Annotated in this window: 26 protein-coding genes; 15 read left to right on the top strand and 11 right to left on the bottom strand. The window is 64.0% G+C overall.

Features of this window, described 5'->3' with window-relative positions; all coding sequences use genetic code 11:
* Positions 1 to 89: 89 nt before the first annotated feature.
* Positions 90 to 326 (top strand): hypothetical protein, encoded by a 237-nt coding sequence (locus M1E17_RS22830; RefSeq protein ID WP_457964398.1) that lies wholly within the window; start codon positions 90 to 92, stop codon positions 324 to 326.
* Between the two features lie 119 nt (positions 327 to 445).
* Here the strand turns inward: M1E17_RS22830 and ligM (M1E17_RS22835) are convergent, their stop codons facing one another.
* Positions 446 to 1897: a vanillate/3-O-methylgallate O-demethylase gene (gene ligM, locus M1E17_RS22835; protein ID WP_457964399.1), complete on the bottom strand. Its 1452-nt coding sequence runs from the start codon at positions 1895 to 1897 to the stop codon at positions 446 to 448.
* 41 nt (positions 1898 to 1938) lie between these two features.
* Complete coding sequence (locus M1E17_RS22840; protein ID WP_457964400.1) at positions 1939 to 3291, bottom strand: aminomethyl transferase family protein; 1353 nt, start codon at positions 3289 to 3291, stop codon at positions 1939 to 1941.
* 210 nt (positions 3292 to 3501) lie between these two features.
* On the opposite strand from M1E17_RS22840, the gene M1E17_RS22845 reads away from it, so the two are divergent.
* The 10 genes from M1E17_RS22845 to M1E17_RS22890 all read left to right on the top strand — a co-directional run bounded on the left by M1E17_RS22845 (position 3502) and on the right by M1E17_RS22890 (position 14090).
* Entirely contained in the window at positions 3502 to 4233 is a 732-nt protein-coding gene (locus M1E17_RS22845; protein ID WP_457964401.1) for a PIG-L deacetylase family protein, read from the top strand.
* Positions 4230 to 4985: a 4-carboxy-4-hydroxy-2-oxoadipate aldolase/oxaloacetate decarboxylase gene (locus M1E17_RS22850; protein ID WP_457964402.1), complete on the top strand. Its 756-nt coding sequence runs from the start codon at positions 4230 to 4232 to the stop codon at positions 4983 to 4985. The genes M1E17_RS22845 and M1E17_RS22850 overlap by 4 nt, the downstream gene beginning before the upstream one ends.
* Positions 4972 to 6051: a 4-oxalomesaconate tautomerase gene (locus tag M1E17_RS22855; RefSeq protein WP_457964404.1), complete on the top strand. Its 1080-nt coding sequence runs from the start codon at positions 4972 to 4974 to the stop codon at positions 6049 to 6051. The genes M1E17_RS22850 and M1E17_RS22855 overlap by 14 nt, the downstream gene beginning before the upstream one ends.
* A 61-nt stretch (positions 6052 to 6112) precedes the next feature.
* Positions 6113 to 7066, top strand: a complete 954-nt coding sequence (locus M1E17_RS22860) for a VOC family protein (protein WP_457964405.1) — start codon at positions 6113 to 6115, stop codon at positions 7064 to 7066.
* A 45-nt stretch (positions 7067 to 7111) separates the two neighbouring features.
* Positions 7112 to 8605, top strand: a complete 1494-nt coding sequence (locus tag M1E17_RS22865; RefSeq protein ID WP_457964406.1) for an aldehyde dehydrogenase family protein — start codon at positions 7112 to 7114, stop codon at positions 8603 to 8605.
* 86 nt (positions 8606 to 8691) lie between these two features.
* The gene (locus M1E17_RS22870) at positions 8692 to 9996 is read left to right on the top strand and encodes an MFS transporter (RefSeq protein ID WP_457964408.1); all 1305 of its coding nucleotides are present in this window, start codon (positions 8692 to 8694) and stop codon (positions 9994 to 9996) included.
* A gap of 131 nt (positions 9997 to 10127) precedes the next feature.
* Complete coding sequence (locus M1E17_RS22875) at positions 10128 to 11021, top strand: methylenetetrahydrofolate reductase (protein ID WP_457964410.1); 894 nt, start codon at positions 10128 to 10130, stop codon at positions 11019 to 11021.
* Between the two features lie 10 nt (positions 11022 to 11031).
* Complete coding sequence (gene purU, locus M1E17_RS22880; protein WP_457964412.1) at positions 11032 to 11904, top strand: formyltetrahydrofolate deformylase; 873 nt, start codon at positions 11032 to 11034, stop codon at positions 11902 to 11904.
* An 85-nt stretch (positions 11905 to 11989) separates the two neighbouring features.
* Entirely contained in the window at positions 11990 to 13402 is a 1413-nt protein-coding gene (ligM, locus tag M1E17_RS22885) for a vanillate/3-O-methylgallate O-demethylase (protein ID WP_457964414.1), read from the top strand.
* A 67-nt stretch (positions 13403 to 13469) separates the two neighbouring features.
* Positions 13470 to 14090 (top strand): PadR family transcriptional regulator, encoded by a 621-nt coding sequence (locus tag M1E17_RS22890; RefSeq protein WP_457964416.1) that lies wholly within the window; start codon positions 13470 to 13472, stop codon positions 14088 to 14090.
* Between the two features lie 69 nt (positions 14091 to 14159).
* On the opposite strand, the gene M1E17_RS22895 is transcribed toward M1E17_RS22890, so the two are convergent.
* The 9 genes from M1E17_RS22895 to M1E17_RS22935 form a co-directional block, all read right to left on the bottom strand.
* A complete protein-coding gene (locus tag M1E17_RS22895; RefSeq protein WP_457964418.1) occupies positions 14160 to 15416 on the bottom strand; it encodes an ABC transporter substrate-binding protein in 1257 nt (418 codons plus the stop codon).
* Positions 15413 to 16480, bottom strand: coding sequence for a branched-chain amino acid ABC transporter permease (locus M1E17_RS22900; RefSeq protein WP_457964419.1), 1068 nt, complete (start codon positions 16478 to 16480; stop codon positions 15413 to 15415). The genes M1E17_RS22895 and M1E17_RS22900 overlap by 4 nt, the downstream gene beginning before the upstream one ends.
* 8 nt (positions 16481 to 16488) lie before the next feature.
* A complete protein-coding gene (locus tag M1E17_RS22905) occupies positions 16489 to 17370 on the bottom strand; it encodes a branched-chain amino acid ABC transporter permease (protein WP_457964420.1) in 882 nt (293 codons plus the stop codon).
* A gap of 5 nt (positions 17371 to 17375) precedes the next feature.
* Entirely contained in the window at positions 17376 to 18086 is a 711-nt protein-coding gene (locus M1E17_RS22910) for an ABC transporter ATP-binding protein (RefSeq protein ID WP_457964422.1), read from the bottom strand.
* Positions 18073 to 18855: an ABC transporter ATP-binding protein gene (locus M1E17_RS22915; protein WP_457964423.1), complete on the bottom strand. Its 783-nt coding sequence runs from the start codon at positions 18853 to 18855 to the stop codon at positions 18073 to 18075. The genes M1E17_RS22910 and M1E17_RS22915 overlap by 14 nt, the downstream gene beginning before the upstream one ends.
* A 122-nt stretch (positions 18856 to 18977) precedes the next feature.
* Positions 18978 to 20330 (bottom strand): aminomethyl transferase family protein, encoded by a 1353-nt coding sequence (locus M1E17_RS22920; RefSeq protein ID WP_457964425.1) that lies wholly within the window; start codon positions 20328 to 20330, stop codon positions 18978 to 18980.
* 182 nt (positions 20331 to 20512) lie between these two features.
* Positions 20513 to 20833 carry a MoaD/ThiS family protein gene (locus tag M1E17_RS22925; RefSeq protein WP_457964426.1) on the bottom strand — a complete coding sequence of 107 codons (321 nt, stop codon included), beginning with the start codon at positions 20831 to 20833 and terminating at the stop codon, positions 20513 to 20515.
* Positions 20793 to 21899 carry a WD40/YVTN/BNR-like repeat-containing protein gene (locus tag M1E17_RS22930; RefSeq protein ID WP_457964427.1) on the bottom strand — a complete coding sequence of 369 codons (1107 nt, stop codon included), beginning with the start codon at positions 21897 to 21899 and terminating at the stop codon, positions 20793 to 20795. The genes M1E17_RS22925 and M1E17_RS22930 overlap by 41 nt, the downstream gene beginning before the upstream one ends.
* A 63-nt stretch (positions 21900 to 21962) precedes the next feature.
* A complete protein-coding gene (locus tag M1E17_RS22935; RefSeq protein WP_457964428.1) occupies positions 21963 to 22163 on the bottom strand; it encodes a hypothetical protein in 201 nt (66 codons plus the stop codon).
* A gap of 378 nt (positions 22164 to 22541) precedes the next feature.
* Between M1E17_RS22935 and M1E17_RS22940 the strand changes: the two genes are divergently transcribed.
* From M1E17_RS22940 to M1E17_RS22955, 4 genes are all read left to right on the top strand, one after another.
* Positions 22542 to 23441, top strand: a complete 900-nt coding sequence (locus tag M1E17_RS22940; RefSeq protein ID WP_457964429.1) for a hypothetical protein — start codon at positions 22542 to 22544, stop codon at positions 23439 to 23441.
* Between the two features lie 127 nt (positions 23442 to 23568).
* Entirely contained in the window at positions 23569 to 24339 is a 771-nt protein-coding gene (locus tag M1E17_RS22945; protein WP_457964430.1) for a class F sortase, read from the top strand.
* 60 nt (positions 24340 to 24399) lie between these two features.
* Positions 24400 to 24918: a universal stress protein gene (locus tag M1E17_RS22950; RefSeq protein WP_457964432.1), complete on the top strand. Its 519-nt coding sequence runs from the start codon at positions 24400 to 24402 to the stop codon at positions 24916 to 24918.
* Between the two features lie 240 nt (positions 24919 to 25158).
* Positions 25159 to 25512: a metal-sensitive transcriptional regulator gene (locus M1E17_RS22955; RefSeq protein WP_457964433.1), complete on the top strand. Its 354-nt coding sequence runs from the start codon at positions 25159 to 25161 to the stop codon at positions 25510 to 25512.
* Positions 25513 to 25517: the final 5 nt, after the last annotated feature.

Consider the following 25517-nt stretch of genomic DNA (forward strand, 5'->3'; position numbering starts at 1 on the left):
ACCGTGAGGAAACGCGGCTGCAACATTGGCCCGCCACACTGGAAGGGCCGGCAAGAGCAGGCACCAACTCCAGCTCGGGAGGCCACGCCATGTTGAAGGAAGCCAAAGCCCATGTAACGAGAGTCCGCGCCCTGGACCAGCTCCACCGCGGTGACGAAATCGAAGCCCGCCTCTCCGTGGGCCCCAGCTACGACGACGTGGTGATCCGCCGCGGCAGCGTCCAGGAGACGGCGCCCGGCATTGGCGTTGTCTGGATCATGGACCGGCACACCGGCCTCCGCAAAGCCATCAATACCGACGAGTGCAGCGTCTGGCGGGTCGCCTGAACCGTCCTGCTTCACCGGCAGCTTTTACCCGGCACCTTTACCGTAGGCGGGCGTAGTCAGTAAGGACTGCCCGCCGCCCGGAACGCCGGCAGCTTCCCGGCGCCACAACCTGCTCTCCCTCACATGACCGGCCCGGAGCCGCCGTCGGCCCCTCGGCTTCCCGTGCCGGCAGCGGCGGCGGTCCGCCAGCCGCCGTGGTATTCGGTGCGGGCAGTGACAGCGTAGGGCGCGGGGCTGACCACCGCGCGCACACTGAACTGCTCGTGTGGTTCCACCGTGGTCTTCGTCGTTCCGCCGTCTGGTTCACCCCAGATGACATGGACCTCCGTACCGATATCGACGTCGGGGTCCACGGTGGCCAGGGACAGCCCGCGCCGTTCATTGGCGGTGACGCCGGTGAAGAGCGAGAGCCCAACTCCGGTGCCGTCGGCGTCCACCACGGAGTCATAGTTCGATGATCCGTAGTTCGCGTTCGGCACGTCAAAGAACTGGTAGCCCACGCTGTCGCGGTCCAGGAAGGAGGCCCAGATCTTCGCCAGGTCCTCATCGTTCCAGGCCAGCGTGACCTTCTTGCGCTGCCTGGCAGGATCAATCTTCTCGAGGGCGTCGCGGCCAATAAAATCGTGGTCGAACTTCACGAACGAGCCATAGCCGAGCTCCCACGGGGTTAAGTAATAGTCCTCGATGTTCTGGGACACGAAGGAGCCGGCGAGAGCATTGATCGCTTCATAACTCGTGGCGGGCAGCCATTCACGGTAGTTCCGTTCGGCTTCGCTGCTGTAAATCGCCGGCAAGGGCGACGGGATCCATCCGGATTCCAGGGTGTTCGAGGAATAGGCGCGGGACCCGCATGGTTCCAGGCCAAACTCGGCGCCAGCCTCCAGCACGGCATCCCGGATCTTCCCGTGCTGCTCATAGGGCCCCCAGATCTCCAGCCCGGGTGCGCCGGCCATGCCGTGGCGCAGGGTACGAACCTGCTCCCCGGCAATGCCCAACTGACCCATGTGGAAAAACTTCACCGGTTCAAGCGTTGCCTTGTTGAGCTTCTCGATGATCTGCCAGGCGTTGGGGCCCTGGATCTGGAAGCGGTAGAACTCGCGCCTGACCGCCTGGCCATAGGGACGCGACGGCGACCGGTCGTCATACCTGCACTCGACGTCGTACCCTCCCGTCTCGGCGTGGAACTGGAGCCAGTTCGCGGTGGGGGCGCGCCCGACGTAGACGAATTCGTTCTCGGCCAGGTGGAAGAGAATGCCGTCGCCGATCACGCCGCCGTTGGATGCCGTCGGTACGAACTGTTTGGCGGTGTTCACCGGAAAGTTGGCGAAGCTGTTGATTCCTGTGTCGGACAGGAGCTTGAGGGCGCCCGGACCGTTCATAAAGAAGTTGACCATGTGGTGTGACTGGTCATAGAGCACGGCGGTCTCGCGCCAGGCCCGCTGCTCGCGCCGCCAGTTGGTGAACTCGGCCGGGACCACCGGGTAGATATACGTGCCAAGTTGTGAGTTGCGCAGGAGTTCGACGGTGTTGCCTGCTTCGTCAAGAACATCCTGCAGGGTCTTCTGCGCCATGAGATTTCTCCTTCGGGTCGGTCCGGCTCAGGCCTGCGCCGTCAGGCGGCGCGGTAGTTTTCGCGTGCAAATTGCACGAAGGGGGCGGGGGCGACGGTGGCGTGCATGGCAACCTGCCGGTGCGGCTCCACCTGGAGCTTGGACGAATTGGGCTGTTCGCCCCAGATGACAGTGACCTCCGTGCCGGTTTCCGCGAAGGCTGGGTCAACGCTGGCAAGCGAAACAAACGACTGCTCGTTGGCGATGTAGCCACAGTCAAAGGACTGGCCGATGGTGGCGCCCTCGTGGAGCACACTATCCACCTGGTACAGGGCGTACCGCGCCTTTGGCAGGTCGATGTACTTGGCCGGGAGGCCAGGGCGCAGGAGTGAGCCGATGGCGTCCTGGACATCATCGGGGTTCCATACGAGCGTGACTTTGCGGCGGTGTGAATCCAGGGGAAGGGCCTCGAGCGCGTCCCGTCCGATGAAGTCGTGGTCAAACGCCACCGCACGCCCGTAGTCCAGGTCGTAGGGTGTCAGGTAGTAGTCCTCGATGTTGGGCGAATCGAAGCTGCCGCCCAGCGAGCCGGCCGCCGGTGCCGGCAGCCATTCCCGGTAGGCCCGCAACCGGCTGTCCGAGAAGATTGCGGGCACCGGCGAGGGCACCCATCCCGATTCAAGGTTGGCCGTTGAGTAGCCCTTGGCGCCAACCTGGGTCAGGCCAAGCCCGGCACCGGCTTCCAGCAATGCGTCCCTGACCCGCACCCCGTCAGCCCATGGCCCGAAAAGCTCGTAGCCGGGCTGGCCGGCCATCCCGTGCCGGATGCCGCGGACCTCGAGCCCGGCGATCCCGAAACGGCCCATATGGAAGAAGCCGATCTGCGGCACCGGACCGCCGATGAGCTTCTCCACGATGGCTGGTGCTGTTGGTCCCTGGAGTTCGTACCTGAAGAGCCGGGGGTCGCCGGGGCGCACGATGGAATTCCCGTCCCGCTCAACGTCCACATCGTGTGCGCCCGTCTCTGCGTGGAACTGCACCCAGTCGATCGCCATGTGATGCCCCACCAGGTTGTAGGAATCCACGTCCAGGTGGGTCAGGATGGCGTCGCCAATAAGATAACCCTGGTGGTTCACGGCGATGAACTGCTTGGCGCGGTCCACCGGGAACCTTGCGAAGGAATTAACAGCCAGACTGCTGAGCAGGCGTTCGGCGCCGGGACCGCTAAGGAACAGATCGGTCATGTGGTGTGACTGGTCCAGCAGTGCGCATCCCGTGCGCCATGATTGCTGCTCGGACCGCCAGTTGCTGAATTCCGGCTTGACGGGGAACACGGTGGGCGGCGCCTGTGAGTTGCGCAGCAGCTCGACCGGAGAGCCCAGCCGATCGATCGCTTCCTGCAAGGTCTGCGTCACGCTGACTCCTTTGTCCACTGATGATTTTGGCTACCGATGAGGCGAGGTTCGCGGGGGGCGAATCGACCTGTGGCAGCCACTGTGGCAGCAACAAACATGAGGATCAGGATTGGTAACAAAATTGTAGCCGATGTCTTGACCGCAGTACCAGAGAGTGGTTGTCTGGCAAGAGGATGCGGAGATGGGACAGCAATCCGGGAGGGACCCATCATGGCCAATGCAGGCACCGTGCTGGTGGTAAGCGCGCACGCCGGGGACTTCGTCTGGCGGGCCGGCGGCGCCATTGCCGCCGCCACCGCCCGGGGTGATCGCGCCGTCGTCGTCTGCCTCTCCTACGGCGAGCGCGGCGAGTCTGCCAGCCAATGGCGGGCGGGGAAATCACTGGATGAGATTAAGGCCATCCGGCGCGGAGAGGCCCAGGCCGCCGCCGAGGCCCTGGGCGCCGAAATTGAATTCCTCGACGCCGGCGACTACCCCCTGCTGCCCAGCCGCGAACTGCTGGATGAACTGGTGCGGATCTACCGCCGGGTCCAGCCCACCGTTGTGCTGACGCATCCGCTGCTGGATCCTTACAACGGCGACCACCCGGCTGCCGGAAAACTGGCAATCGAGGCCAGGATCCTGGCCCAGGCCATTGGGTACGAGGCCCCGGGCGAAGTGCTGGGTGCACCGCCCGTGTTCTTCTTCGAGCCGCATCAGCCGGAACAATGCGATTTCAAACCCGATGTCCTGCTCGACATCACGTCCGCTTTCCCCGCCAAGGAGCAGGCAATGAAGTGCCTGCCCGCCCAGCAGCATATGTGGGACTACTACACGTCGCTTGCGGTCCGCCGCGGAGTCCAGGTCAAGCGCAACGCTGGCCCCAACCTCGGCCTGCCGGTTGACACCAAGGGAGAGGCGTACATGCGCTATTACCCCCAGGTCACCGAGGTCCTGGAATGAAGACCGTTGTGGTCACCGGCATCCCGCGGGCGGACGCTTCCGCCATCGATGCGCTCGGATCGCACGGCGTCGCAACGGTGCACGAAGCAATGGGGCGCACGGGACTGGCGGGCGCCTCGCTCCGTCCCATCCAGGAGGGGGTCCGGATTGCGGGTTCGGCGGTTACAGTCCTGTGCTGGCCCGGCGACAACCTGATGATCCATGCCGCAGTGGAGCAGTGCCGCGAGGGTGACGTCCTGGTGGTGACCACGGCCTCCCCCTCCCTTGACGGCTCGTTTGGCGAACTGTTCGCAACGGCTCTGCGGCAGCGCGGAGTGCGAGGGCTGGTGACAACCGGCGGGGTCCGGGACGTGGCCGACCTGCGGATCATGGGGTTTCCTGCCTGGTCTGCCGCGGTCAATGCCCAAGGGACGGTCAAGGCCACGGCCGGCTCTGTGAATGTGCCGATCACGGTGGGCGGCACGGTGGTGCGCCCGGGCGACGTCATCGTGGCCGATGACGACGGCGTGCTCTGCGTGCCGCGCGCGGACGTGCAGTCTGTCCTCGAAGCGGCCCATGCGCGGGTGATGAAGGAGGCGGAGTCACGTGCGGCCTACATCGCCGGTGAACTGAGCCTGGACCGCAACCGGCTGCGCGGCGTCTTGGAGGACCTGGGCGTACGGTACGTGAGCGCCGCTGAATACAACCAGGCTGAGCACAGCGCGGCTGAGCACAACGCGGCTGAGCACGGGGCGGATCATGGCCGGGGTTGAGGGAATCCCCTGCCTCTATATGCGTGGGGGCACATCCAAGGGTGCGTTCTTCCTCGCTGCGGACCTCCCGGCCGACCACGAGGAACGTGACAACCTGCTCCTGCGCATTATGGGCACGCCGGATCCGCGCCAGATCGACGGGCTGGGCGCTGCGCATCCGCTGACCAGCAAGGTGGCAGTCATTTCACCATCTCCCGACGACGGCGCCGACGTCGACTATCTTTTCCTCCAGCTGGGCATCGACAGCGCCTTCGTGACCGACCGCCAAAACTGCGGCAACATTCTGGCCGGCGTCGGTCCGTTCGCGGTGGAGCGCGGCCTCGTTCCGGCCGGCAACGGGCAGACCGAAGTGCGGATCCGCATGGTCAATACTGACAGCCTGGCCACTGCCACGTTCGCCACTCCGGGCGGGATGGTGGATTACGACGGCGACCTCGAGATCGACGGCGTCCCCGGTACGGCGGGAGCGATCAGGCTCAACTTCGAGGGGACCGCCGGATCCTCCACCGGGGCGCTCTTCCCGTCCGGCAGCGTGCTGGACAAGGTTGCCGGCGTGGACGTCACGTGCGTGGACAACGGTATGCCCACCGTCCTGATCCGCGCCGCCGATCTCGGGCTGACGGGCGGCGAATCACCTGAGGACCTGGAGGGCGACGGCGGCCTGGCCGACCGCCTGAGGGCGCTCCGCCTTGAGGCCGCAAAGGTGATGGGCATGGGGGATGTCACGGACGCCACCGTGCCGAAGCTTGTGCTGCTGGCCCCACCCACCGCGGGGGGCTCCATTGCCACCCGCAGCTTCCTGCCGGTGCGGGTGCACACGTCCATCGGCGTGTTGGGGGCCCTGACCGTGGGCGCGGGAGTGCTGGCAGAGGGATCGGTGGGCCACGCACTCGCTGCGTTGCCGTCCACCGGCGATCCGCTGCGGATCGAACACCCCACCGGGCACTTCGACGTCGACATTGCGGTCGAGTCAACCCCGGACGGGTTCACCGTCACCAAATCGGCTGCCCTCCGCACGGCGCGGAAGATCTTCGACGGGCGTGTTTTCCCGCGCCCCCGCCTGTGAAAACGAGTGTGCCTGTGAAAGCGACCCTGGCTGTGAAAGCGACTCTGGAGAGGACAAGTCCATGACCGAGTACACCTCATTCGACGTCGCCCACGTGGGGAACGTGGAACTGCTGACGCCCACCTTCGACAAGAGCCTGTGGTTCTTCCGCGACCTGCTGGCCATGCGTGTCGTCGCCGAGGCCGGCGATTCGGTGTACCTGCGCACCTGGGACGAATATCAGCTGTACACGCTGAAGCTCACAGCATCCGCCGACGCAGGAGTGGGCCGGACGACGTTCCGTGCAACGAGCCAGGAGGCGCTCGAGCGGCGGGTGGCCGCGATCGAAGCCACTGGCCTGGGCATCGGCTGGGTGGACGGGGAAGTGGGCACGGGCCCCGCCTACGCTTTCCAGGATCCTGACGGGCACGACATGGCTATCTATTATGAAACCGAGCGGTACGTGGCCACCGACGACAAGCCCGCCCTGAAAAACCAGGCCTCTGCGTTTCCCGGCCGTGGCGTCAACGCCAGGCGGCTGGACCATATCAATTACCTGGCCAAAGATGTGGTGGCCAACGGAGAGTTCGTGGTTAACGCCCTGCGGGGACGCGAAAGTGAACGAATCAAGCTTAATGACGGCGGTTACGCCGCCTGGTGGTTCCACTTCAACAACAAGTCCTACGACATCGTGTACTCCGACGACTGGCTTAAGCACGGCAACCGGCTGCACCACGTCGCCTTCTCCCCCGACACCCGGGAGGACATCCTCAAGGCAGCTGACATCTTCCTCGAGAACGGCATCCACATCGAGTCAGGCCCGCACAAGCATGCGATCAACCAGACCTTTTTCCTCTACGTCTGGGAGCCCGGCGGCAACCGCATCGAACTCGCCAACGCCGGCGCACGCCTCCTGCTGGACCCCGACTCGCCGGTAGTGGAGTGGACGCAGGAGGAGCGAGCAAAGGGGCAGGCCTGGGGCATGAAAACGATCGAAACGTTCCACACCCACGGAACACCCGTCGTCCACCAGTGACGACATAGGAGAACCTGCAGTACTCATATAGAGAGGTGCGAAGCCATGACCGACACAGTGAACACTTCAGCGCCGGTGACCACCGGCCTGTACATCGGAGGGGCCGAACGTCAGGCCGCCGCCACCCTGGAGGTGGCCGATCCGGGAAAACCGGGCGCCATCGTGGGGCATGCGGCAGCGGCAGGCCCCGCCGACGTCGACGACGCGATTGCCGCGGCCAAGGCGGCCTTCCCCGGATGGTCCGCACTGAGCGCACGGGAACGAGCGGACCAGATGCGCGCCGCCATCGAGGGAATCGCCGACTTCCGTGATGAGGACGCCGCCATCCTGTCGCAGGAGAACGGGAAGATCCGGATGGAGGCGTGGATTGACTCACTGGTGTTCGAGCTCCGGTGGAACCTTGCACTGGAGCTGGCGGACGAAGTGGACGCGACCAAGGTCCTCCCCCCGGCGCCAGGGATCCCCGTGTCCACCACGGTGGAGTACCAGCCGCTGGGCGTGGTGACGGTCATCGTGCCGTTCAATTGGCCCATCGCGATCCTCGGGGCATCACTGCCACATGCGCTTCTTGCCGGCAACACCGCTATTGTGAAGCCTCCGCCCACCACTCCGCTAGCCACTACCCGTGTGGTCCAGAGAGTCGCGGAGAAGCTTCCGCCCGGCGTGCTCAACGTGGTGACCGGCAAGGACGCGGACATGTCGGCTCTCATCACAAGCCCCGATGTTGCGAAAGTCTGCTTCACCGGCAGTGTCTCCGGCGGCAAGCGCATCATGGAGATGGCCTCCAAGTCCCTGACCCGGGTAACGCTGGAATTGGGCGGGAACGACGCGGCCGTGGTGCTGGAAGATGCCATCCTTGATGACGCCCACCTTGACCGTCTGTACGCTTCAATCTTCGACACCACCGGGCAGATCTGTATGGCCGCGAAACGGGTTTTTGTCCACCGTTCGCGCCTGGATGAGCTGGTGGCAGGACTGTCGGCCCGGCTCGAGAAAGCCGTCGTCGGTTACGGATTGGACGAGGGGACCACCATGGGACCGTTGCACCAGCCGGCCCAGAAGGCTTTCGTCACCGAGATCATCGAGGAGGCAAAGGAAGCGGGCGCCGACGTCAGGGAGTTTGGGACGCTGCCCTCTGATCCGGACCTTCGAAGCGGCAACTTCCTGCGGCCGGCGCTGGTGATCAACCCGGATCCGTCGCTGCGCGTTGTTACCCAGGAGCAGTTCGGCCCGGTGATTCCGCTTATCCCGTTCGACATCGAGGATGAGGCCATCCGTGCCGCTAACGATTCCTGGTCCGGGCTTTGCGGCTCGGTCTGGACTGCCGACCCGGAGTCGGCCAACCGCGTGGGCGGACGGCTGGTCTGCGGCTACGTCTGGGTGAATGACCACGGCGCCACGCGGCTGGACCTGCGTGCTCCCTTCGGGGGAATGAAGCAGTCCGGCATGGGCCGTGAGCAGGGCATCGAGGGAGTGCGTGCCTTCCAGGACACCCGCTCGATCGCCCACCTCGATCCCGATGCCCTGGCCGCGGGCTGATTCGACCGGGGGCCAGGAGGAGCCGGGGAAGTAGATCCGCCGATCGCGAATCCCGCGACGCGGGAGGTTACGGGGAAGGTGCGGGGATGCCACCATCAGAGCAGGTAAGGCATCCCCGCCTCCTCCTTTTCGCCGCCGTGCTGCTGATCGCAGCAAACCTGCGCTCCACGATCACGGGCGTGGGGCCACTCCTTGCGCAGATCTCCGCAGATCTGGGCACCACTGAGGCTGCACTGGGGCTGCTGGCCGCCATCCCCCTGATTGGCTTCGCCGTGGTCTCACCCCTGGCCCACGCCCTCGGCATGCGCTTTGGCATTTCGCCTGTGGTGTTCTGGTCCCTGATCGGGCTTGGAGCCGGCACCGTGTGGCGCTCACTCCCGGGAACGAACCTGAACCTGTGGGCCGGAACGGTCCTGATCGGAGCGTCCCTCGCGGTGGCCAACGTCCTGCTCCCCGCGGTGATTAAGCATGAATTTAGCGACCGCCTGGCGGTGGTGACGGCACTTTTCACCGCCTTCCTCAGCGGCACGGGAGCACTGGCGTCGGGGATCGTGGTTCCGGTCTCGCAGGTACCTGCGGGCGAGGGAGTACTTGGTTGGCGTGGGGCGTTGCTCTTCTCGGGAGTACTGATTCCACTGGCAACCGTTGCCTGGCTCGCGGTCCTGGCGCGGAAGCGTGCCGGTGGGACCGTGCGCGTCTCCGGGCCGGATACTGGGGGGCCTGATACTGCGGGGTCTGATACGGAAGGGCCGCATGCCGTGGCGTCCTCCGCGGAACCGGGGGCAGCACAAGATAGCCGCTGGGGCGTCTGGGGCGACCGCGTCGCATGGCAGGTGCTCTCGTACATGGGGTTCCAGGCCATGACGTTCTACATGATGGTCACGTGGCTTGCCCCACTCGCACAGAGCATCGGACGTTCAGAGATAGTGGCGGGGATCGACGTCATGGTGCTCCAGGTAAGCTCGCTCGCGGGTTCACTTACCGTCCCGCTGATGCTTCGCGGGCGTTTGGCGCGGTGGACGCCCGCCCTCATCCCGGTGCTCGGCCTGGTGGCAATTATGGGACTCATCACCACGCCGGCGCTTTTCCCGGGCTGGGTGATCCTTTACGGACTCTCGTCAGGAGCATCGCTGGCGATGTCCTTCAGCCTGTTCGGCCTGCGTGCACGCACGTCCGGGGCTGCGGGGCGGTTGTCGGGCATGGCGCAGTCAGGCGGCTATGCCATTGCCGCTGTGGGTCCCGTTGCGTTCGGCAGCCTGCTTGCGCTCACTGGGGGCTGGCTCGTGCCACTGCTGCTCGTGGAGCTCACCCTCGCAGCACAGCTTGCAGTCGGCCTTTTCGTTGGGCGGGAACGGCATGTGCTGCCAACTTCCAGCTCTGCCGCCGGCTGAACCCACTCAGGTTGAGTCTCCTTTGTCAGTGCTTCCTTATTCAGCAGGATACCTATGGACAGTACCTATATGCATAGGTAAAATTTAAGGTGGCAGGTGCAGCGGGGGGCCCAATGAAGGGACGTGGCATTGTGACTAAAAGCACACAGACGATCAACCGCGCGGCTTCCCGCGAACTCATGAAGGACTTCTCCCTGGAGATGACAGGCAAAGACGTGCCTTCTCTCCTCGAGGCAAGAACGCTCATTCCCCTCGGGACGAGAATCAATGTGACCTTCCTGGGGAATGAAGACCTTGAAATGCGCGTGGCCGCCGCCAAGTCGGTCCGGGAGATGGGCTTTGTTCCCGTACCCCACATCTCGGCCCGGCGGCTGGAGTCCGAGCGGCGGTTTAGGGAGTTCCTCGGCCGCCTGAAGGACGTTGACGCGGCCCAACATATTTTCGCCGTCGGCGGTGATCCCGCCCAGCCCGAGGGTCCCTACAGCGACTCCCTCTCGCTGATACGCAGTGGCATCCTCCAGGAGTTCGGAGTACGCGAAGTCGGGATCGGAGGGTACCCCGAAGGTCATCCGGACATCCCGAAGGAGGTCCTGTGGCGCGCACTGGAAGACAAGTACGCAGCGCTCCGGGACCAGGGTCTTGACCCGGTCATCCTCACCCAGTTCGCGTTCGATACCGATCCTGTGGCCGAGTGGATCGCGGAGGTTCGGGCCAGGGGCATCAACGCTCCAATCCGCGTCGGAACTCCAGGGCCGGCGGGGATCAAACGCCTCCTGGGCTTTGCCCGCCGCTTTGGCGTCGGCGCGAACGCCATGATCGTGAAGAAATACGGATTCTCACTCACCAACCTCGTCGGCGAGGCAGGGCCCGACAACTTCGTCAATGACCTTGCCGCAGTTCTCGCCCATCAATCCGCGCGCAGAGGCCCCGGCCTCCGTGGACAGGTAGGGCTGCACTTCTACACCTTCGGCGGACTGGCGGAGACGGCGGGCTGGGCCCGCCGGTTCACGGGCCGGCAGGAGTGAGGCGGCCCCGATGGCTCTGCACAGCCAAGGGCAGAGGGACCAGGCCTGTCTGATTGTCCATGGCCCCGACCGGCCAGGGATCGTCTCCGCGGTTGCGGCCTTGGTCACCCGAAACCAGGGAAACATCGTCTCCCTGGACCAGTACTCCAGCGATCCCACCGGGGGCGACTTCTTTCAGCGGATCGTCTTCAGCCGGGCTGACCTGACAGTTGCCTTGCCCGAGATCGAGGCAGATCTGGGCAGGACGCTGGAGTCATTGGGGCTGGCCTGGAACCTCACCGACCGCTCTGTTCCCAAACGCATGGCCATCATGGTCTCCACGTCAGACCACTGCCTGCTCGAACTGCTGTGGCGGCACCGCCGCGGTGAGCTGCATGTCATCATCCCGATGGTGATTTCCAACCACACAAACACCGCCGAGGACGTCCGCTCGTTCGGGGTGCCCTTCTTCCACGTGCCGTCCGCCGGCAGTGACAAGTCGCACGCGGAGGCCCAGATCCTGAAGCTGCTGGAGGGCAACGTGGATTTCGTTGTTTTAGCCCGCTACATGCAGATCCTGTCGCCGGAGTTCCTCGACCAGGTTGGCGTGCCGCTGATCAACATCCACCACTCCTTCCTGCCCGCTTTCATCGGGGCGGCCCCCTACCGCAAAGCCAAGGAGCGCGGCGTGAAACTGATCGGCGCAACGTCGCACTACGTGACCAAGTACTTGGATGAGGGGCCAATCATCGAGCAGGACGTTGCCAGGGTGACACATGCCCACACCGCCACCGATCTCCAGGCCCGTGGCGCGTATGTGGAACGTGCCGTCCTTTCAAGGGCTGTCGAATGGCACGCCGACGACCGGGTCATCCGGCACGGCAACCACACCATCGTCTTCTGACTCCCCGCAGCCAATACTGCAAGCCAACATTCAGGCCCAACCACAACGGATCCAAAAACAACCCATACAGAATGAGAGGTTCATCGTGGCACCGAAGAATCTGCAGGAAGTCCTCGACTCGTCCAGCGGCGCAGTGGATTTGCTCCGCAACTCACAGATCGGGTCCTACATCTACCCCGTGGTTCCGGCCGACTTCCAGAACTGGATCAAGGAGCAGACCGCGTGGCGCTCGACCGCTGTGCTCTTCGACCAGTCCCACCACATGGACAACCTGATCATGAAGGGTCCGGACGCTATCAAGCTGATCTCGTCGACGGCCATCAACTCCACGGCAGTGTTCCCCGTCAACAGGGCTAAGCAGTACGTCCCCACCACCGAGTCCGGACACGTCATCGGCGATGGCATCCTCTTCCGCCTTGCCGAGGAGGAGTATGTCTACGTGGGACGCGCACCTGCCGCCAACTGGCTGCTTTACCATGGCGAAACCGGCGGCTACCCGAACCTGGACATGACCATCGACCGCCGTTCGCCGTCCCGGCCCTACGGCCAGCAGGTCACCCGCCAGTACTACCGATTCCAGATCCAGGGGCCGAACGCCTGGCAGGTCATCGAAAAGCTGAACCGCGGCCCGGTGGAGCAGCTGAAGTTCTTCAACATGTCCAACATGACCATCGACGGGACAAACGTCCGCACCCTTCGCCACGGTATGGCGGGCGCTCCGGGTCTTGAAATCTTTGGGCCCTATGCCGACCACGGGCGTATCAGGGAGGCGATCATGGAAGCCGGCGCCGAATTCGGGCTGGTGCCGGTCGGTTCGCGGGCCTATCCCTCCAACACCCTCGAGTCCGGCTGGATTCCGTCTCCCTTGCCGGCCATCTACTCAGGCGAAGCGGAGCGCGGCTACCGCGAGTGGCTTCCCGCGGACGGATACGAGGCCACGGGAACACTGGCGGGATCGTTCGTGTCCGGGAACATCGAGGACTACTACCTGACTCCCTGGGAGCTTGGCTACGGCACGTTTGTGAAGTTTGACCATGACTTCATCGGCCGCGATGCCTTGGAGCGGATGGACCAGGATTCGCAGCGCAAGAAGGTCACCCTTGCCTGGGACGGCGACGACGTCACGTCGATCTTCGCATCGCTGTTCAAGGGGGAAGGACCGAACTACAAGTTCTTCGACCTGCCCCTCGCCAACTATGGTTCGGCGAACTACGATTCCGTCATCGACGCCGACGGCACGGTGGTGGGGTACTCCATGTTCACCGGCTACAGCGCGAACGAGCGGCGCGCGCTCTCGCTCGCAACCATCGACCCCAACGTGCCCGAAGGCACCGAACTGAGGGTGGTGTGGGGCGAACCCGACGGCGGCACCGCTAAGGCGGCAGTGGAACCGCACGTTCAGACCGACGTACGGGCGGTGGTCAGCCCCGTGCCATACTCGGCCGTCGCACGCGCCAGCTATCGTGGCGGGTGGCGGACCAACTATAAGTCGGCCTAGGCTGGAAGCCGGGTCCAGGGGGCGGCAGCGCCCCCTGGAACCCGTCCGGTTACTGAAGGAGTGCTGCATGAGCCTGCGATACGCGCTGCTTGCATTGCTTCGCGTGGGCCCGCTCTCCGGCTATGAACTGCAGAAGCAGTTCTCCATGTCGGTGGGTCACGTGTGGCATGCGCCTGACTCGCAGATCTACCCCGAGCTTCGCAAGATGGAAGCTGAGCACCTCATCGAGGGTGAGGAGCAGCCACGGGGCCAGCGTGCCACCAGGCGCATCTATCACGTGACCGACGCCGGGGAGCAGGCCTTCCTCGCCTGGATGCACACGCCCCTGGAATACGCGCGGGTCCGGGACCCGGCCCATCTCCGGGCTGCCTACCTGGAGGCGGCGGCTCCCGAGGCAGCCCGGGACTTCTTCCGTTCGCACATCGCGCAGTGGGAGAGCGAACTGGCCCAGTGGGAGGGCGAACTCCTGCGCATCGCTGAAATTGCCAACCCGATGCTGGTGCGGCGGCTGGCAGTCACAGCACCAGAGGACCGTGACCGGACCATCGCGTTCAAACGCTTTACGTACGAGGGCCTTGTTGACCGGGCCCGGGGCGAAATCGCGTGGGCGAAGCGCGGACTCAAGCTGATCGATGAGCTGGCAGAAGCGGACGGCGTCTGGGCTGACCAGAACGCCGCCCGCGTCTAGTGCCCTGGAATCCTCTAGTGCCAGGTCCAGTGCTGGGATGAGCGCTACTGCTGGAATAAGGCTGCGCGGCTAGCCGAAGTTCTCCACCGTGCTGTATCCCCTCCCGTCGTACTTCTGCACGAGAACCGAAGATACTGCCGGCTGACCGTCGACTGTAGTGTCCACGGCCGTGCCTTCCAGCATCAGTGGAGCCTGCAGTCCCTTGATGTCCCGCAGCTTGGCCATAAAGTCCTCACGCGTCGGTTCGGTCATCTTCTTGAAGGCTTCCTCGAGCGTTGCTCCCACCATGTAACTCCACATGCAGTGCGGGAAGGCCGGCATATCCGGGTAGTTGCCGTACTGCTTGAGGTCCGCCAGGAACTTGACCACGTCCTCATCCTGGGCGAAGGCCGGGCTTTGCGGCGCCTTAGAGAACGACACCGAGTAGATGCCGGGGTATGCCGCCGCACCACCGGGCTGGAGGATCGCCGTCGGGCTTGATGTATTGGACGGGAGGAACCAGCTGGGCTTCCAGCCGATCTGCTGCGCCTTCTGGAGCGATGAGATCACCAGCGGAGTGATGGACATCGCGTTGAAGAAGACATCGGCGCCTGAGGCGGCGAGCTGGGTGAGCTGGGCGTCTACTGATGTGTCAGTCGCTTCGTACGTCAGTTCTCCCACGACCGAGACGTTGGATGCGTCCTTGACGGCATCCTTGAATCCCGAAACGTAGCCCTTGCCGTAGTCGTCGTTCTGAGACAGGATGGCTACCTTGTGCTGATTGCCTGACTCTGCGAGCAGCTTGCCGAAGGCAGAGCCCTCATTCTGGTAGATCGGCACGAACCCCAGCTGCCACGGGCTCTCATCCCGGTCGCTGAACAGTGGGTCACCGGTCATCACCAGCACCTGGGGGACCTCCTGGCTGATGGCGGCATCACGGAAGGCGCGGTTGGTGGGAGTACCGAGGCCGGATGTGACGGCAAAAACGTTGTCGGAGACCATCTGCTGGAAGTTCGACAGCGATTTCTGCGGATCATATCCGTCGTCGTAGGACTTGATCTCGACTGTGCGCGTCTTGCCGTCGCCGAATTTCACGCCACCGGCCGCATTCACGGAGCCGAAGTAGGCTGCGAGGCCCGCGACGGTACAGGTTCCGGGCCCGGCTGTGGGGCCGCTGAGCGGAGTGGTAACACCCAGCGTGATCGCGGTGTCGGTGATGCCGGGGCTTGCCCCGGAGCCGTTACCCTGTCCGGCGCCGTCACGGGCGCAGCCTGCAAGGGAGAGCGCGATGATCGACGCCATCGCGACGATACCGAGGACCCCGTCTGGCTTTTTTCTAATCTTCATGATCGATCTTGCCTCTCTGTTTTTTCGAGTCCCTCCGGCGCGGCCCCGGGAGCGGGCTGATGCACAGGAGAGTTCTGCGGGGGATTCCCCGGTAGTGCTGAGCGGGACGTGCGCCGGCGGAGCAGCCAGCGGATCACACGTGGAAGACTGACCAGTCCCTGGGGCAGCAGGAAGAGCACCACGAGGAGGATCGCGCCCTGGCTGATGGTGGTTAAGTTCGGATCGATGGCGTTCGTCAGCTGCGGGACGAAAACGTAGTAGGCGCCGCCGATCAGCGCGCCGATGATGCTTCCCGCGCCGCCGATGACCATCGCGGCCACCAGGCCGATGGAGTGGCCGAAGCTGAGGGTCTCGGGCGATGTGTACTGCACCGCCGCAAGGTAAAGGAAGCCGCTCGCCCCGCCGAATATGGAGGCGACAGTGAAGGCGAGCACCTTGGTGCGGTACGGCGAGATGCCCATGGACGCTGCCACGGCTTCGTTTTCCTTCACCACACCGAACGCCCGGCCGTACTTGCCGGTTACCAGGCTGCGGCCCAGCAGGAACGCGGCAACCGTCACCAGCAAGACGATGTAGAACTGCCACTGGTCGTTGTACAGCCCCGACCAGTCCGGCGCATCGGTGAAGCGGGCCGAGATCCCCTGGGAGCCGCCAGTGAATTCATCAAGGCGTTTGGCCAGCGGGACGCCGACAATCGGCAGGGCGATGGTGACCATAGCGATGGCCAGGCCACCAAGCCGGGCTGCAGCCAGGGCCACCAGCAGCCCTACGATGCCCGGAACGACGCACGCCGCGACGAACACCACGATGATGTTCCAGTCGTGGTTGACTCCGTAGGCTGTGACATAGGCCCCGAGGCCGACAAAGAAGATCTGTCCAAGGTTTACTTGCCCCGTGTAGCCCATGACGATGTTCAGTCCCAGTACCGCCACGGCATACACACCAATGCGCACGAGCGTCTGGTTGGTGAATGCCGGGAGGATGAGTGGGGCAACGATCAGGGCGATGGCCACCACCGCTATGAGGATGACGCGGGTGGATCTCTTGGCAAGAACGCTGGACATGGCAGGCATCAGACCCTCACCACGACCTTTCGCCCGAACAGTCCTTGGGGTCGGATGACGAGGATGACGAAGATCAGCACAAACGGCACGGCAATCTTGAGGTCGTGGCCGATGAGCGGCACGTAAACGGCCACGAGGTTTTCAAGCACGCCGATGGCGGAAGCGGCCACCACACATCCGATCGGACTGCTGAGGCCACCGAGGATCACGGCGGCGAGCGCGTAGACGAGTGCCGTATCCAGCATGCCGGGGGTGAGGGTCAGCTGCGGGGCGACGAGGACGCCGGCGATCGCGCCCAGAACCGCGGCGAGCCCCCAGCCCACCATCAGGAGCCGGCCGACGGGCAGGCCCGAGAAGGCAGCGGAGCCCGGGTTGTCGGCAACGGCCCGCAGCGCGAGCCCCAGCTTGGTACGCAGGAAGAGCACCTGCAGAACCACCATGATGGCCACAATTGTCACCGTTGTCGCCAGCGACCGCACACTCACCACAGCACCGAGGAGCTCCACGCTGTCCAGCGGGAAAAGCGAAGGGAACGCCAGGTTGTTGTAACCCCACAGGACGGCAGCGATGCCGGTGACCAGGGTCAGCAGGCCGATGGTGACCACCACGGCCGTGTCGGTCTCGCCTCCCTCGAACCTGCGGATGAGAAACCGCTCGATCACCGCGCCGATAAGGAACGAAATCACCACCGCGGCCAGGATCGCGAGGATGAGCGGCAGGCCGAGCTGCGTGAAAGCGTAGGCGATGTAAGCCGACAGCACGGCCATGCCGCCCTGGGCGAAGTTGATCAGTCCGGTCGCCTGGTTCACGAGCACGATGGCGAGCGCCAACGCCGCGTAAATTGAGCCGGTGGCGAGCCCGTCGACTACGAGTTGTATGAAGGTGCCCAAGTCACTCAGCCCCCCAGGTAGGCACGGCGGATCTCGTCCATGCCCTTAAGTTCAGCCGAAGTTCCCGTTAGCACGTTGCGCCCCGTTTCAAGCACGGTGGCAGTATCAACCAGGGAGAACGCGAGATTGGCGTTCTGCTCCACCACCAGCATGGCAATGCCTGACTCGAGCCGCAGCCGCCTGATTGCCTGGTACACAGCCTTTGATGTGCTCGGTGCAAGTCCGAGGGATGCTTCGTCGAGCAACAGCAGCTTGGGCTTGGCCATAAAGGCCCTGGCTACCGCAAGCATCTGCTGCTCACCGCCAGAAAGTGACGCCGCGCGCGAACCCACCCGGTCCTGCAGCTGCGGGAACAGGTCAAGGCAGTACTCGATATCGCCGGAGATCGCCTTCCTGTCCTTGCGGAGATAGGCGCCCACCAGGAGGTTTTCCCGCACGCTCAGCTGGCCGAGGGTTCCGCGGCCCTCCGGAACATGGGCGACCCCCAGCGATGCCACTTGATCGGGGCGCAAACCGCGGATGTCGCGTCCCTCGAACCTGATCCGTCCACCGGTGCGCACCGTGCCGCTGATGGCGCGCAGCGTCGTCGTTTTGCCTGCCCCGTTTGCGCCGAGGATCCCCACCGAGCCACCCTCGGGCACGCTCAGCTCCACCCCGTCGAGCACCTGGACAGGTCCGTAGGAAGCGGTCACACCGGCAAGTTCAAGTAGCGTCATCCGCCGCATCCTTCCCGATGTAGGCTTCGATCACCCGGGCGTCGGACTGCGCCTCGGCAGCAGTGCCCTCCATGAGCTTGCGTCCATGGTCCAGCACCACCACGCGGTCGGTGAGGGCGGAGATAAGCCCCATGTGATGCTCGACGATGATGATCGTAATGTCCTGCTCGGCCCGGAGCCGCCGCACGGTCTTGATGAATTGCTCCACCTCGCCATGCGAGAGTCCCGCGGCAGGTTCATCCAGCAGCAGGAGCGCCGGCTTGGAGAGCAGCGCACGCCAGAGCTCCACGCCCTTATGCAGGCCATGCGAAAGCTCCCCGGCCGGCAGATTGGAGGCCCAGCCCAGCCCGGCCCGGTTGAGCAGCTCGAGTGCTTCCGCCCGGATTCCTTGCTCGGCCCGCACCGTGAACGGCAGCCGCAGCGACCACGCAACAGGCCCGCCGGGGAGCCTGATGTGCCCTCCGAGCAGCACATTCTCCAGGACGGTGGCGTGCAACTCCAGTGCGGGTTGCTGGAAAGTGCGTGCCAGCCCCAGGCGCGCCAGGCGGTAGGGGGCACTCCCCAGCACCTCTGTGCCGCTGATGGTAATCGATCCGGCGTTGGGCTTGTAGTGGCCGCTGATGCAGTTGAAAAGAGAAGTCTTGCCGGCGCCGTTGGGCCCCACCAGGCCGAAGATCACTCCCGGTTCGACATCAAAGGTCACTTCCTGCAGAACCTTGACGCCGCCGAAGTGGAGGTCCACTCCCTTGAGGCTCAGGCTTGCGGCCACCACCTCTACCTTCCTGTCGCATCATTGCTCGGGATCGGTGCGATCTTCACGACCGCTCGAAACCGACGCTACGGATCGGAAACGAAATTGTCAACGATTTTGGGCGAGGCTTGATCCGACCGTTACGGGGCCCGGTAACCGGCCCTCGCAAACTCGCTGTACGGTGCCGGAGCAACCGTTGCCCTGATCTCCACCTGGCGGTGCCGCTCCACCTGGACCTTGCGGGAGTTTGGCTCCTCGCCCCAGACCACCACCACCTCCGTTCCGGTCTGGGAGTGCTCGACGTCGATCGTCGCCAGGGAGAGGAAGGCCTGCTCATTGGCGAGGTAGCCGACGTCGAGCGACATTCCGACGGTCTCGCCTTCCTTCAGGACCCGGTCTGTCTGGTACAGCGCGTAGCGCGACTTGGGAAGCTCGATGTACTTGGCGGGAGTGCCTTCGCCCAGGATGGATCCGAGCGCATCCTTCACGTCGTGGTTGTTCCACACGAGCGTAACTTTGGTGCGCCGCTTGTCTTCGGAGTGCCGCTGCAGGGCTTCCTTGCCGAGGAATTCATGGTCGAAGGACACCGAACGGCCGAGCCCGATGTCGTAGGGAGTGACGTAGTAGTCAGTGATGTCAGTCGAGTAGAAGCTGCCTCCCAATGAACCGGCCTTCGACACGTCCAGCCATTCGCGGTATGCCTGGAGCTCAGGCTGGAAGATCGCCGGCGGCGGGGAGGGCACCCATCCGGAGCCCAGGTTGGCCGACGAATATCCTTTGGCCCCCACCGGAGTGATGCCGAATTCCTCCCCGTCGGCCAGCAGTTGCGCATGCACCGCGGCCGCGTCGGCCCACGGGCCCCACAGCTCGAAGCCCGGCTGGCCCGCCATGCCGTGGCGCAGGACGCCCACGGGGCGTCCGCCAATGTCGATTTCACCCATATGGAAGAACTTGAGCTCAGGTGCCGGCTTGCCGGTGACCTTCTCGATGATCGCGAGCGCGTTCGGCCCCTGCAGCTCATACCGGAAGAGTTTCGGATCGCCCTGCCTGATCAGCGAGTGGTCGTCGCGCTCGAGGGTGACGTCCCAGTCGCCGGAGGAGATGTTGTATTCGACCCAATCACTCAGCATGGGAAGGGCCACCAAGTCGAACGAGTCCTCGCCGAGGTGGAACAGGATGCCGTCACCGATGAGGTACCCGTCGTGGTTAACGGCTACCAGTTGCTTCGCCCTCCCCACCTGGTAGCCGGCGGCGGAGTTCGTCCCGATCCAGGTGAAGAACCTTCTTGCATCGGGGCCGCGGACGAAGAGGTCCGCCATGTGGTGCGACTGGTCCAGCAGGGCGCACGAATCCCGCCACGACGCCTGTTCGCTTCGCCAATTCGTGAATTCAGGGGTCACCGGGAAGGTAAAGGGCCTGGAGTATGCATTACGCAACACCTCGACGGCGCTGCCCTGCTGGTCAATGGCGGACTGAAGGCTCTGGTTTGTCATGGCGATCCCTCCGTAAGACGGCGACACAGCGCACTGGAATGAACGGCGTCGTTCTTCCTGAATCTCACGATACGCCGCACGGACGCAGCATGGCAGGGGCTTGCTGGGAGGGGCTTGGGTGGCCGGGCCGCCACTTTGCAGGCGCACTTGTCCGAGCTGAAACTGTGGTCAGCTGAAACTGTCTAGCCGCCCGCGACTGACTGGATGACCAGCACTTCCTGGCCGGCAGCCACCTCGGTTTCAAGTCCCTGCAGCCGCCGCACCTCGTCACCGTTGACGTATATGTTCACGTAACGGCGCAACGCCCCGGTTTCGTCCCGCAGGCGCCTTGCCAGCACCGGGTAGTTCCCGGTCACCGAGTCCAGCAGCTTCGCCACGGTAAGCGGCCCTTCGGCAGGTGCTGTCAGGACAGGCCGACCACCGGCCAAGGGCTGGAGGACACTCGGAAGCACCACGCTGATGTCAGGCACCGGCCACCACGGCTGCCCGCACACAGAGGACATCGGGAAGGTGTGCCGCCACCTCCGTGAAGGTCTCCCCTTCATCCGCGCTGGCATAGACCGTGCCGCCGCGCGTGCCGAAATAGACGCCCGCCGGTTCCGCGGCATCCACTGAGGCGGCATCGCGAAGCACACTGTTGTACTCGTTTTCCGGCAGCCCGGAGTCCAGCCGCTTCCAGCTGGCCCCGGCATCGTCCGTGCGGTGAACCGCGAGCTGCCCGTCCGGCGGGATCCGCTCGCCGTCGGCCTTCAGTGGCACAACCCACGCCGTTCCTTCACGGCGCGGGTGCGTCAGCATCACAAAGCCGAAGTCAGCAGGCAGGCCTTCCGCGATGGACTCCCAGTTTTCGCCATTGTCATCGGTGCGGTAGACGCCGTGATGGTTCTGCGCATAAAGACGGCCTTCGACGGCGGCATCCGCCGCTATCTTGTGCACGCACTGTCCGAACTCCGGGTTTGGATCGGGCATAAAGTACGCGGAAATTCCCTTATTCCTCGGCTCCCAGGACGTCCCGCCGTCGAGCGAACGGTAAACTCCGCCGGTGCTCATGGCGACGTGCACGTTATCCCCGGCAGGGTTCACCACAATGGAATGGGCTGCCGCTCCCCCAAAGCCCGCGCCCCATTCGCTTCGGTGGGGGTGGTCCCAGAGCCCCCGGTTCAGCTCAAAGTGTTCTCCGCCGTCGGTGGATTTCCACACGGAAATCGGCTCGGCCCCTGCCCATACCACCCCGGGCCGCGACTCTGCGTCGGGGTAGATCTGCCAGATTCGTTCCAAGGCCGCGCCCGTATCCTCAGGAAAGCCAATCGCACCTTGTTCAGGCTCCGTCCAGGACGCGCCCAAGTCATCCGAGTGCGCCACCGTGGGGCCCCAGTGCTCGGACCTCACGCCGACCATGATCCGGGTCCGGCCGTCCCGCGTATCGATGCCAATGCTGGGAATCTCACTCATCAGGAAATGCGGTCCGGAAAAGGACCAGTCCTTACGGTCAGGGCTGGTAGCCAGCCACAGGCCTTTTTTGGTTCCGATCGCCAGGACATAACTCTCTGCAGTTGACATGCACCCCATGCAACCACTCCCACCCGGCGGTGGCAACGGTTGTGAGCGTGAAGCATGTCCTACGTGGGGCGGTCAGTCCACGAATTCAGACTGGGTCTCGATGAAATCCCAGTCGGCTTCGGTGAGGACCGAGACGGGGTTATCCGGATGTGGTCCGCCTGCCTCGGCGATGCCCTGGAGCACTGGGAGGGGCAACTCCTCGGCGCGCAGATTCTCCCGGAGCCATTCCTTCGTTGCCAGATCCAGATCGAGCCACCACATGAAGATTTCCATGCCGTTCACGCACCTTTCATATGTCTCCACGTTAGGCGCGGGCATGGCTGCGTACAAGGGAAAGATGAGGGGTTCCGGACGCGCTTTAAGGCCTGGGAGGCTCCGCAGTTTCTGTTCGCGTTCAGGCCGGGCATCCGACAAATCCCCTGCTCAGGCCGTCATCGCTGGGGCAGGTAGTGCCCACTAGTTTCCGGGTACCCGCAGGTAACGGAGCCGATAAGTACGGGGGAAAGACGAGTACACGCTACTCGCGACTGCCTCCAGCCCCCGCCCTAGCCTAAAAACACAAAGCTGACTGTGCTGCTGGGGCACTGAGAGTCGTTGCTTCTCCCCCTTGGCTTGGCATGGTCCGTTTCCAACAGACTGGGGAGAAATATCATGAAACGAACTTCTGCAACCCTGGCGGTGGTGGGGCTGGGACTAATCAGTGTCACCGCCCCCGCCAGCGCCGCTCCGAATATGGTCACCGTCTGCCATGACGGGTCAGACACGGGTACGGGCTGGAACCCAATGCAATTCAATGTGAACGGCTTGAACGGCCACGACGGGCATCCCACCGACATCATTCCGCCTAACAATTCCATTCCGGGCGGCCTGAACTGGACGAATTCGGGAAAGATCATCTACATCGCCAACTGCGCCCCGTTGCCGCCGGGTGAGACGCCGCCGGTCTATCCTCCTGTGGAGGAAGAACCAGTCGTTCCCCCCGTCGAGGAAGAACCAGTGGTCCCCCCGGTCGAGGAAGAACCAGTCGTTCCCCCCGTCGACGAAGAACCAGTGGTCCCCCCGGTCGACGAAGAACCAGTGGTCCCCCCGGTCGACGAAGAACCAGTGGTCCCCCCGGTCGACGAAGAACCAGTCATTCCCCCCGTCGATGAAGAACCAGTCGTTCCCCCGGTCGACGAAGAACCAGTCATTCCCCCCGTCGACGAAGAACCAGTCATTCCCCCCGTCGACGAAGAACCAGTGGTCCCCCCGGTCGACGAAGAACCAGTCGTTCCCCCGGTCGAGGAAGAACCAGTGGTCCCCCCGGTCGACGAAGAACCAGTGGTCCCCCCGGTCGTGAACCAGCCTGTAGTGGCTCCAGCTGCTCCTGCCGCCGCTGTTGCCGCCACCGGCATCCAGAGCAGAAATCGGGGCTTCAACGCACAGACGGCAATCGGCGAAGCCACCGATACCGCACCAACCTGGTTGGGAGGCCTGGGCGTGATGGTTGCGGCAGTTATGGCAGTTACGGTCCGACGTCGGGTTCGCTCAGAAGCACCAGCCGTCCGATAAGACGGACCGAACGCAGACTCGGCCATCGCCAAGCGGCGAACTGGTCGACACAAAAGGAGGGCGCCCCGCCGGATAAGGCAGGGCGCTCTCCTGCAAAAAACCTTCTTTCCAGGGCACAGGGGGCATCATGGGAAAGCATCGGGAATCCACAACAAAACGCCGGCGCCGCTTTAGCCGCGCAGATGCAGCCATCCTGTTGTGCGGGATCCTGGGGTTTCTTTCCCTCACGTTCGGTGCACCGCTCCTCCAAGCGGGAGAACCTGGCGCGGGCGGAACGGCCGCCACGGTCGAGTCGCCAGGAACGACGTCGTTTATTGAGTGGCCGGAATCCGCTGGCGCCACCCAACCGGTGGCCAGGCCTGCAGCACCGACACAGGAGGCTTCTGGTCCCCCGGACCCGGTAGCTGCGGTGGCAGCTGAGCCTGCACCAGCACCCGCCGGTCCCGTTCTTCCCGATGCCTCCGCACCCGTCCGTATCCAATACGCAGCCGCAGCTATCGATACCGCCGTCCATCCTCTTGAGCCGGACAACTCCGCCATGGCCAGCCAGACCATCGTGCCACCCACCACCATGGACGGATACTGGCTGATGCCCTTCGGCGCGCCGGGAAACGGGTCAACAAACACGACGTACATCATTGGCCACAGCTGGGAAGGCCGTGATGCCCCTTTTAACCACCTCAGCTCGGACGCGGCGGTGGGCGACGAGTTCGATGTGGTGACCGGCAACGGCACCATCCGCTATCGCGTGGACAGCGTCACAACGTACGTCAAGGCCGCCCTGAAGGACAGCCCCATCTGGGACATGGTGCCCAATCGCATCGTGCTGATCAGCTGCTACACGGAAGACCCATGGGGAAAGAATGTGGTGGTATCGGCGTCGCCCGCTGTTGCCTGAAAAGCTTGCCCACCAGCCGCGGTACTGTTCAAGTGCCACTGCCCGGACAGACAATGAGCTATGACTCCAGAACGTTTCAACGCATCGGCTCCGCTGCTGGTGGGGGTTGTGCCGAACCAGCATCCGGAGGTTCTTCAGACTGCGGCAGCCCTCGCAGTCAAGCTCTCAACTCCGCTCGTGTGCGCCTATGTGGATGAAGCAAGCTATCTGGTGGAATGGGACCCGGCCAGGTCAGCGCACCGGCTGTCCCTGCATCCGGACAAGAACGACGACGACATCCGGGCGGTGACCGTGGAGCTCGGGGCCGTGATCGAATCCGCAATGAACGATGCGGCCACAGGAGGTCCCCCACCGGAATGGAGCCTGCGCACCCTGGCAGGGGATCCTGCCCGGGCACTTGCCCGGCTCGCCGCGGAAAGCAACGCCCCGATGATCATTGTGGGAACGTCCGAGCGCGGGCTGGTGCACAAGATTTCCGAAGTCCTGACCGGCTCGGTGGGAGCGTGGCTGACCCATCATCAGAGCAAACCGGTGCTGCTGGTCCCCTATCGGATGCCAGCCCATCAGGATGGATTGTGAGCGCTAAATAATAAAGCGAAAGTAGTTATTCGAGGTGGTGGCGGAGAGCGTTCTGCCCACGTAAGCTGGTTCAAGCAGAGAGATCCGGTCGAAAGAACGGATAGCAAATCTGCCCAAAGGCTGCTCCGGAGTGCGTATCCCCCAATAACGCACTCCGGAGCTTTTTAATGCCTTTTTGAAGCAGCTGGATACCCCCTAGGGGTACTTGCAGTATACCCCCTCCGGGTATATGTTTGCATTATGAATACACCGGAAGAAGCCGCCCAAGTGCTGCCTACCGCTGAATCGCAGCCGGAGCACGCACACGGCTATACAGGAAATAAAGAGGCTTACCTCCGCCGTTTGAAGCGGATCGAAGGCCAGGTACGGGGAATCGCCCGCATGGTTGATGAGGACAAATACTGCATCGACATCCTGACCCAGGTATCGGCGGTAACCAAGGCCCTCCATGCTGTGAGTCTCGGGCTTGTGGAGGAGCATATCGGGCATTGTGTCGTGGGAGCTGCGGCCGAACCGGACTCGGCGCTGCGGGCGGAGGCCATCGATTTCAAGGTCAAAGAGGCCGCCGACGCTATTGGCCGGCTGCTTCGCTGACGGCC

The sequence above is a fragment of the Arthrobacter sp. D1-29 genome (genome assembly GCF_054130585.1).

Excerpts from the sequence above, each read along its gene's own strand:
- M1E17_RS22830 (WP_457964398.1), top strand. The coding sequence starts at position 90 with ATGTTGAAGGAAGCCAAAGCCCATGTAACGAGAGTCCGCGCCCTGGAC.
- ligM (WP_457964399.1), bottom strand. The coding sequence starts at position 1,897 with ATGGCGCAGAAGACCCTGCAGGATGTTCTTGACGAAGCAGGCAACACC.
- M1E17_RS22845 (WP_457964401.1), top strand. The coding sequence starts at position 3,502 with ATGGCCAATGCAGGCACCGTGCTGGTGGTAAGCGCGCACGCCGGGGAC.
- M1E17_RS22850 (WP_457964402.1), top strand. The coding sequence starts at position 4,230 with ATGAAGACCGTTGTGGTCACCGGCATCCCGCGGGCGGACGCTTCCGCC.
- M1E17_RS22855 (WP_457964404.1), top strand. The coding sequence starts at position 4,972 with ATGGCCGGGGTTGAGGGAATCCCCTGCCTCTATATGCGTGGGGGCACA.
- M1E17_RS22860 (WP_457964405.1), top strand. The coding sequence starts at position 6,113 with ATGACCGAGTACACCTCATTCGACGTCGCCCACGTGGGGAACGTGGAA.
- M1E17_RS22865 (WP_457964406.1), top strand. The coding sequence starts at position 7,112 with ATGACCGACACAGTGAACACTTCAGCGCCGGTGACCACCGGCCTGTAC.
- M1E17_RS22870 (WP_457964408.1), top strand. The coding sequence starts at position 8,692 with ATGCCACCATCAGAGCAGGTAAGGCATCCCCGCCTCCTCCTTTTCGCC.
- purU (WP_457964412.1), top strand. The coding sequence starts at position 11,032 with ATGGCTCTGCACAGCCAAGGGCAGAGGGACCAGGCCTGTCTGATTGTC.
- M1E17_RS22890 (WP_457964416.1), top strand. The coding sequence starts at position 13,470 with ATGAGCCTGCGATACGCGCTGCTTGCATTGCTTCGCGTGGGCCCGCTC.
- M1E17_RS22895 (WP_457964418.1), bottom strand. The coding sequence starts at position 15,416 with ATGAAGATTAGAAAAAAGCCAGACGGGGTCCTCGGTATCGTCGCGATG.
- M1E17_RS22900 (WP_457964419.1), bottom strand. The coding sequence starts at position 16,480 with ATGTCCAGCGTTCTTGCCAAGAGATCCACCCGCGTCATCCTCATAGCG.
- M1E17_RS22910 (WP_457964422.1), bottom strand. The coding sequence starts at position 18,086 with ATGACGCTACTTGAACTTGCCGGTGTGACCGCTTCCTACGGACCTGTC.
- M1E17_RS22920 (WP_457964425.1), bottom strand. The coding sequence starts at position 20,330 with ATGACAAACCAGAGCCTTCAGTCCGCCATTGACCAGCAGGGCAGCGCC.
- M1E17_RS22925 (WP_457964426.1), bottom strand. The coding sequence starts at position 20,833 with ATGTCCTCTGTGTGCGGGCAGCCGTGGTGGCCGGTGCCTGACATCAGC.
- M1E17_RS22930 (WP_457964427.1), bottom strand. The coding sequence starts at position 21,899 with ATGGGGTGCATGTCAACTGCAGAGAGTTATGTCCTGGCGATCGGAACC.
- M1E17_RS22935 (WP_457964428.1), bottom strand. The coding sequence starts at position 22,163 with ATGGAAATCTTCATGTGGTGGCTCGATCTGGATCTGGCAACGAAGGAA.
- M1E17_RS22940 (WP_457964429.1), top strand. The coding sequence starts at position 22,542 with ATGAAACGAACTTCTGCAACCCTGGCGGTGGTGGGGCTGGGACTAATC.
- M1E17_RS22945 (WP_457964430.1), top strand. The coding sequence starts at position 23,569 with ATGGGAAAGCATCGGGAATCCACAACAAAACGCCGGCGCCGCTTTAGC.
- M1E17_RS22950 (WP_457964432.1), top strand. The coding sequence starts at position 24,400 with ATGACTCCAGAACGTTTCAACGCATCGGCTCCGCTGCTGGTGGGGGTT.
- M1E17_RS22955 (WP_457964433.1), top strand. The coding sequence starts at position 25,159 with ATGAATACACCGGAAGAAGCCGCCCAAGTGCTGCCTACCGCTGAATCG.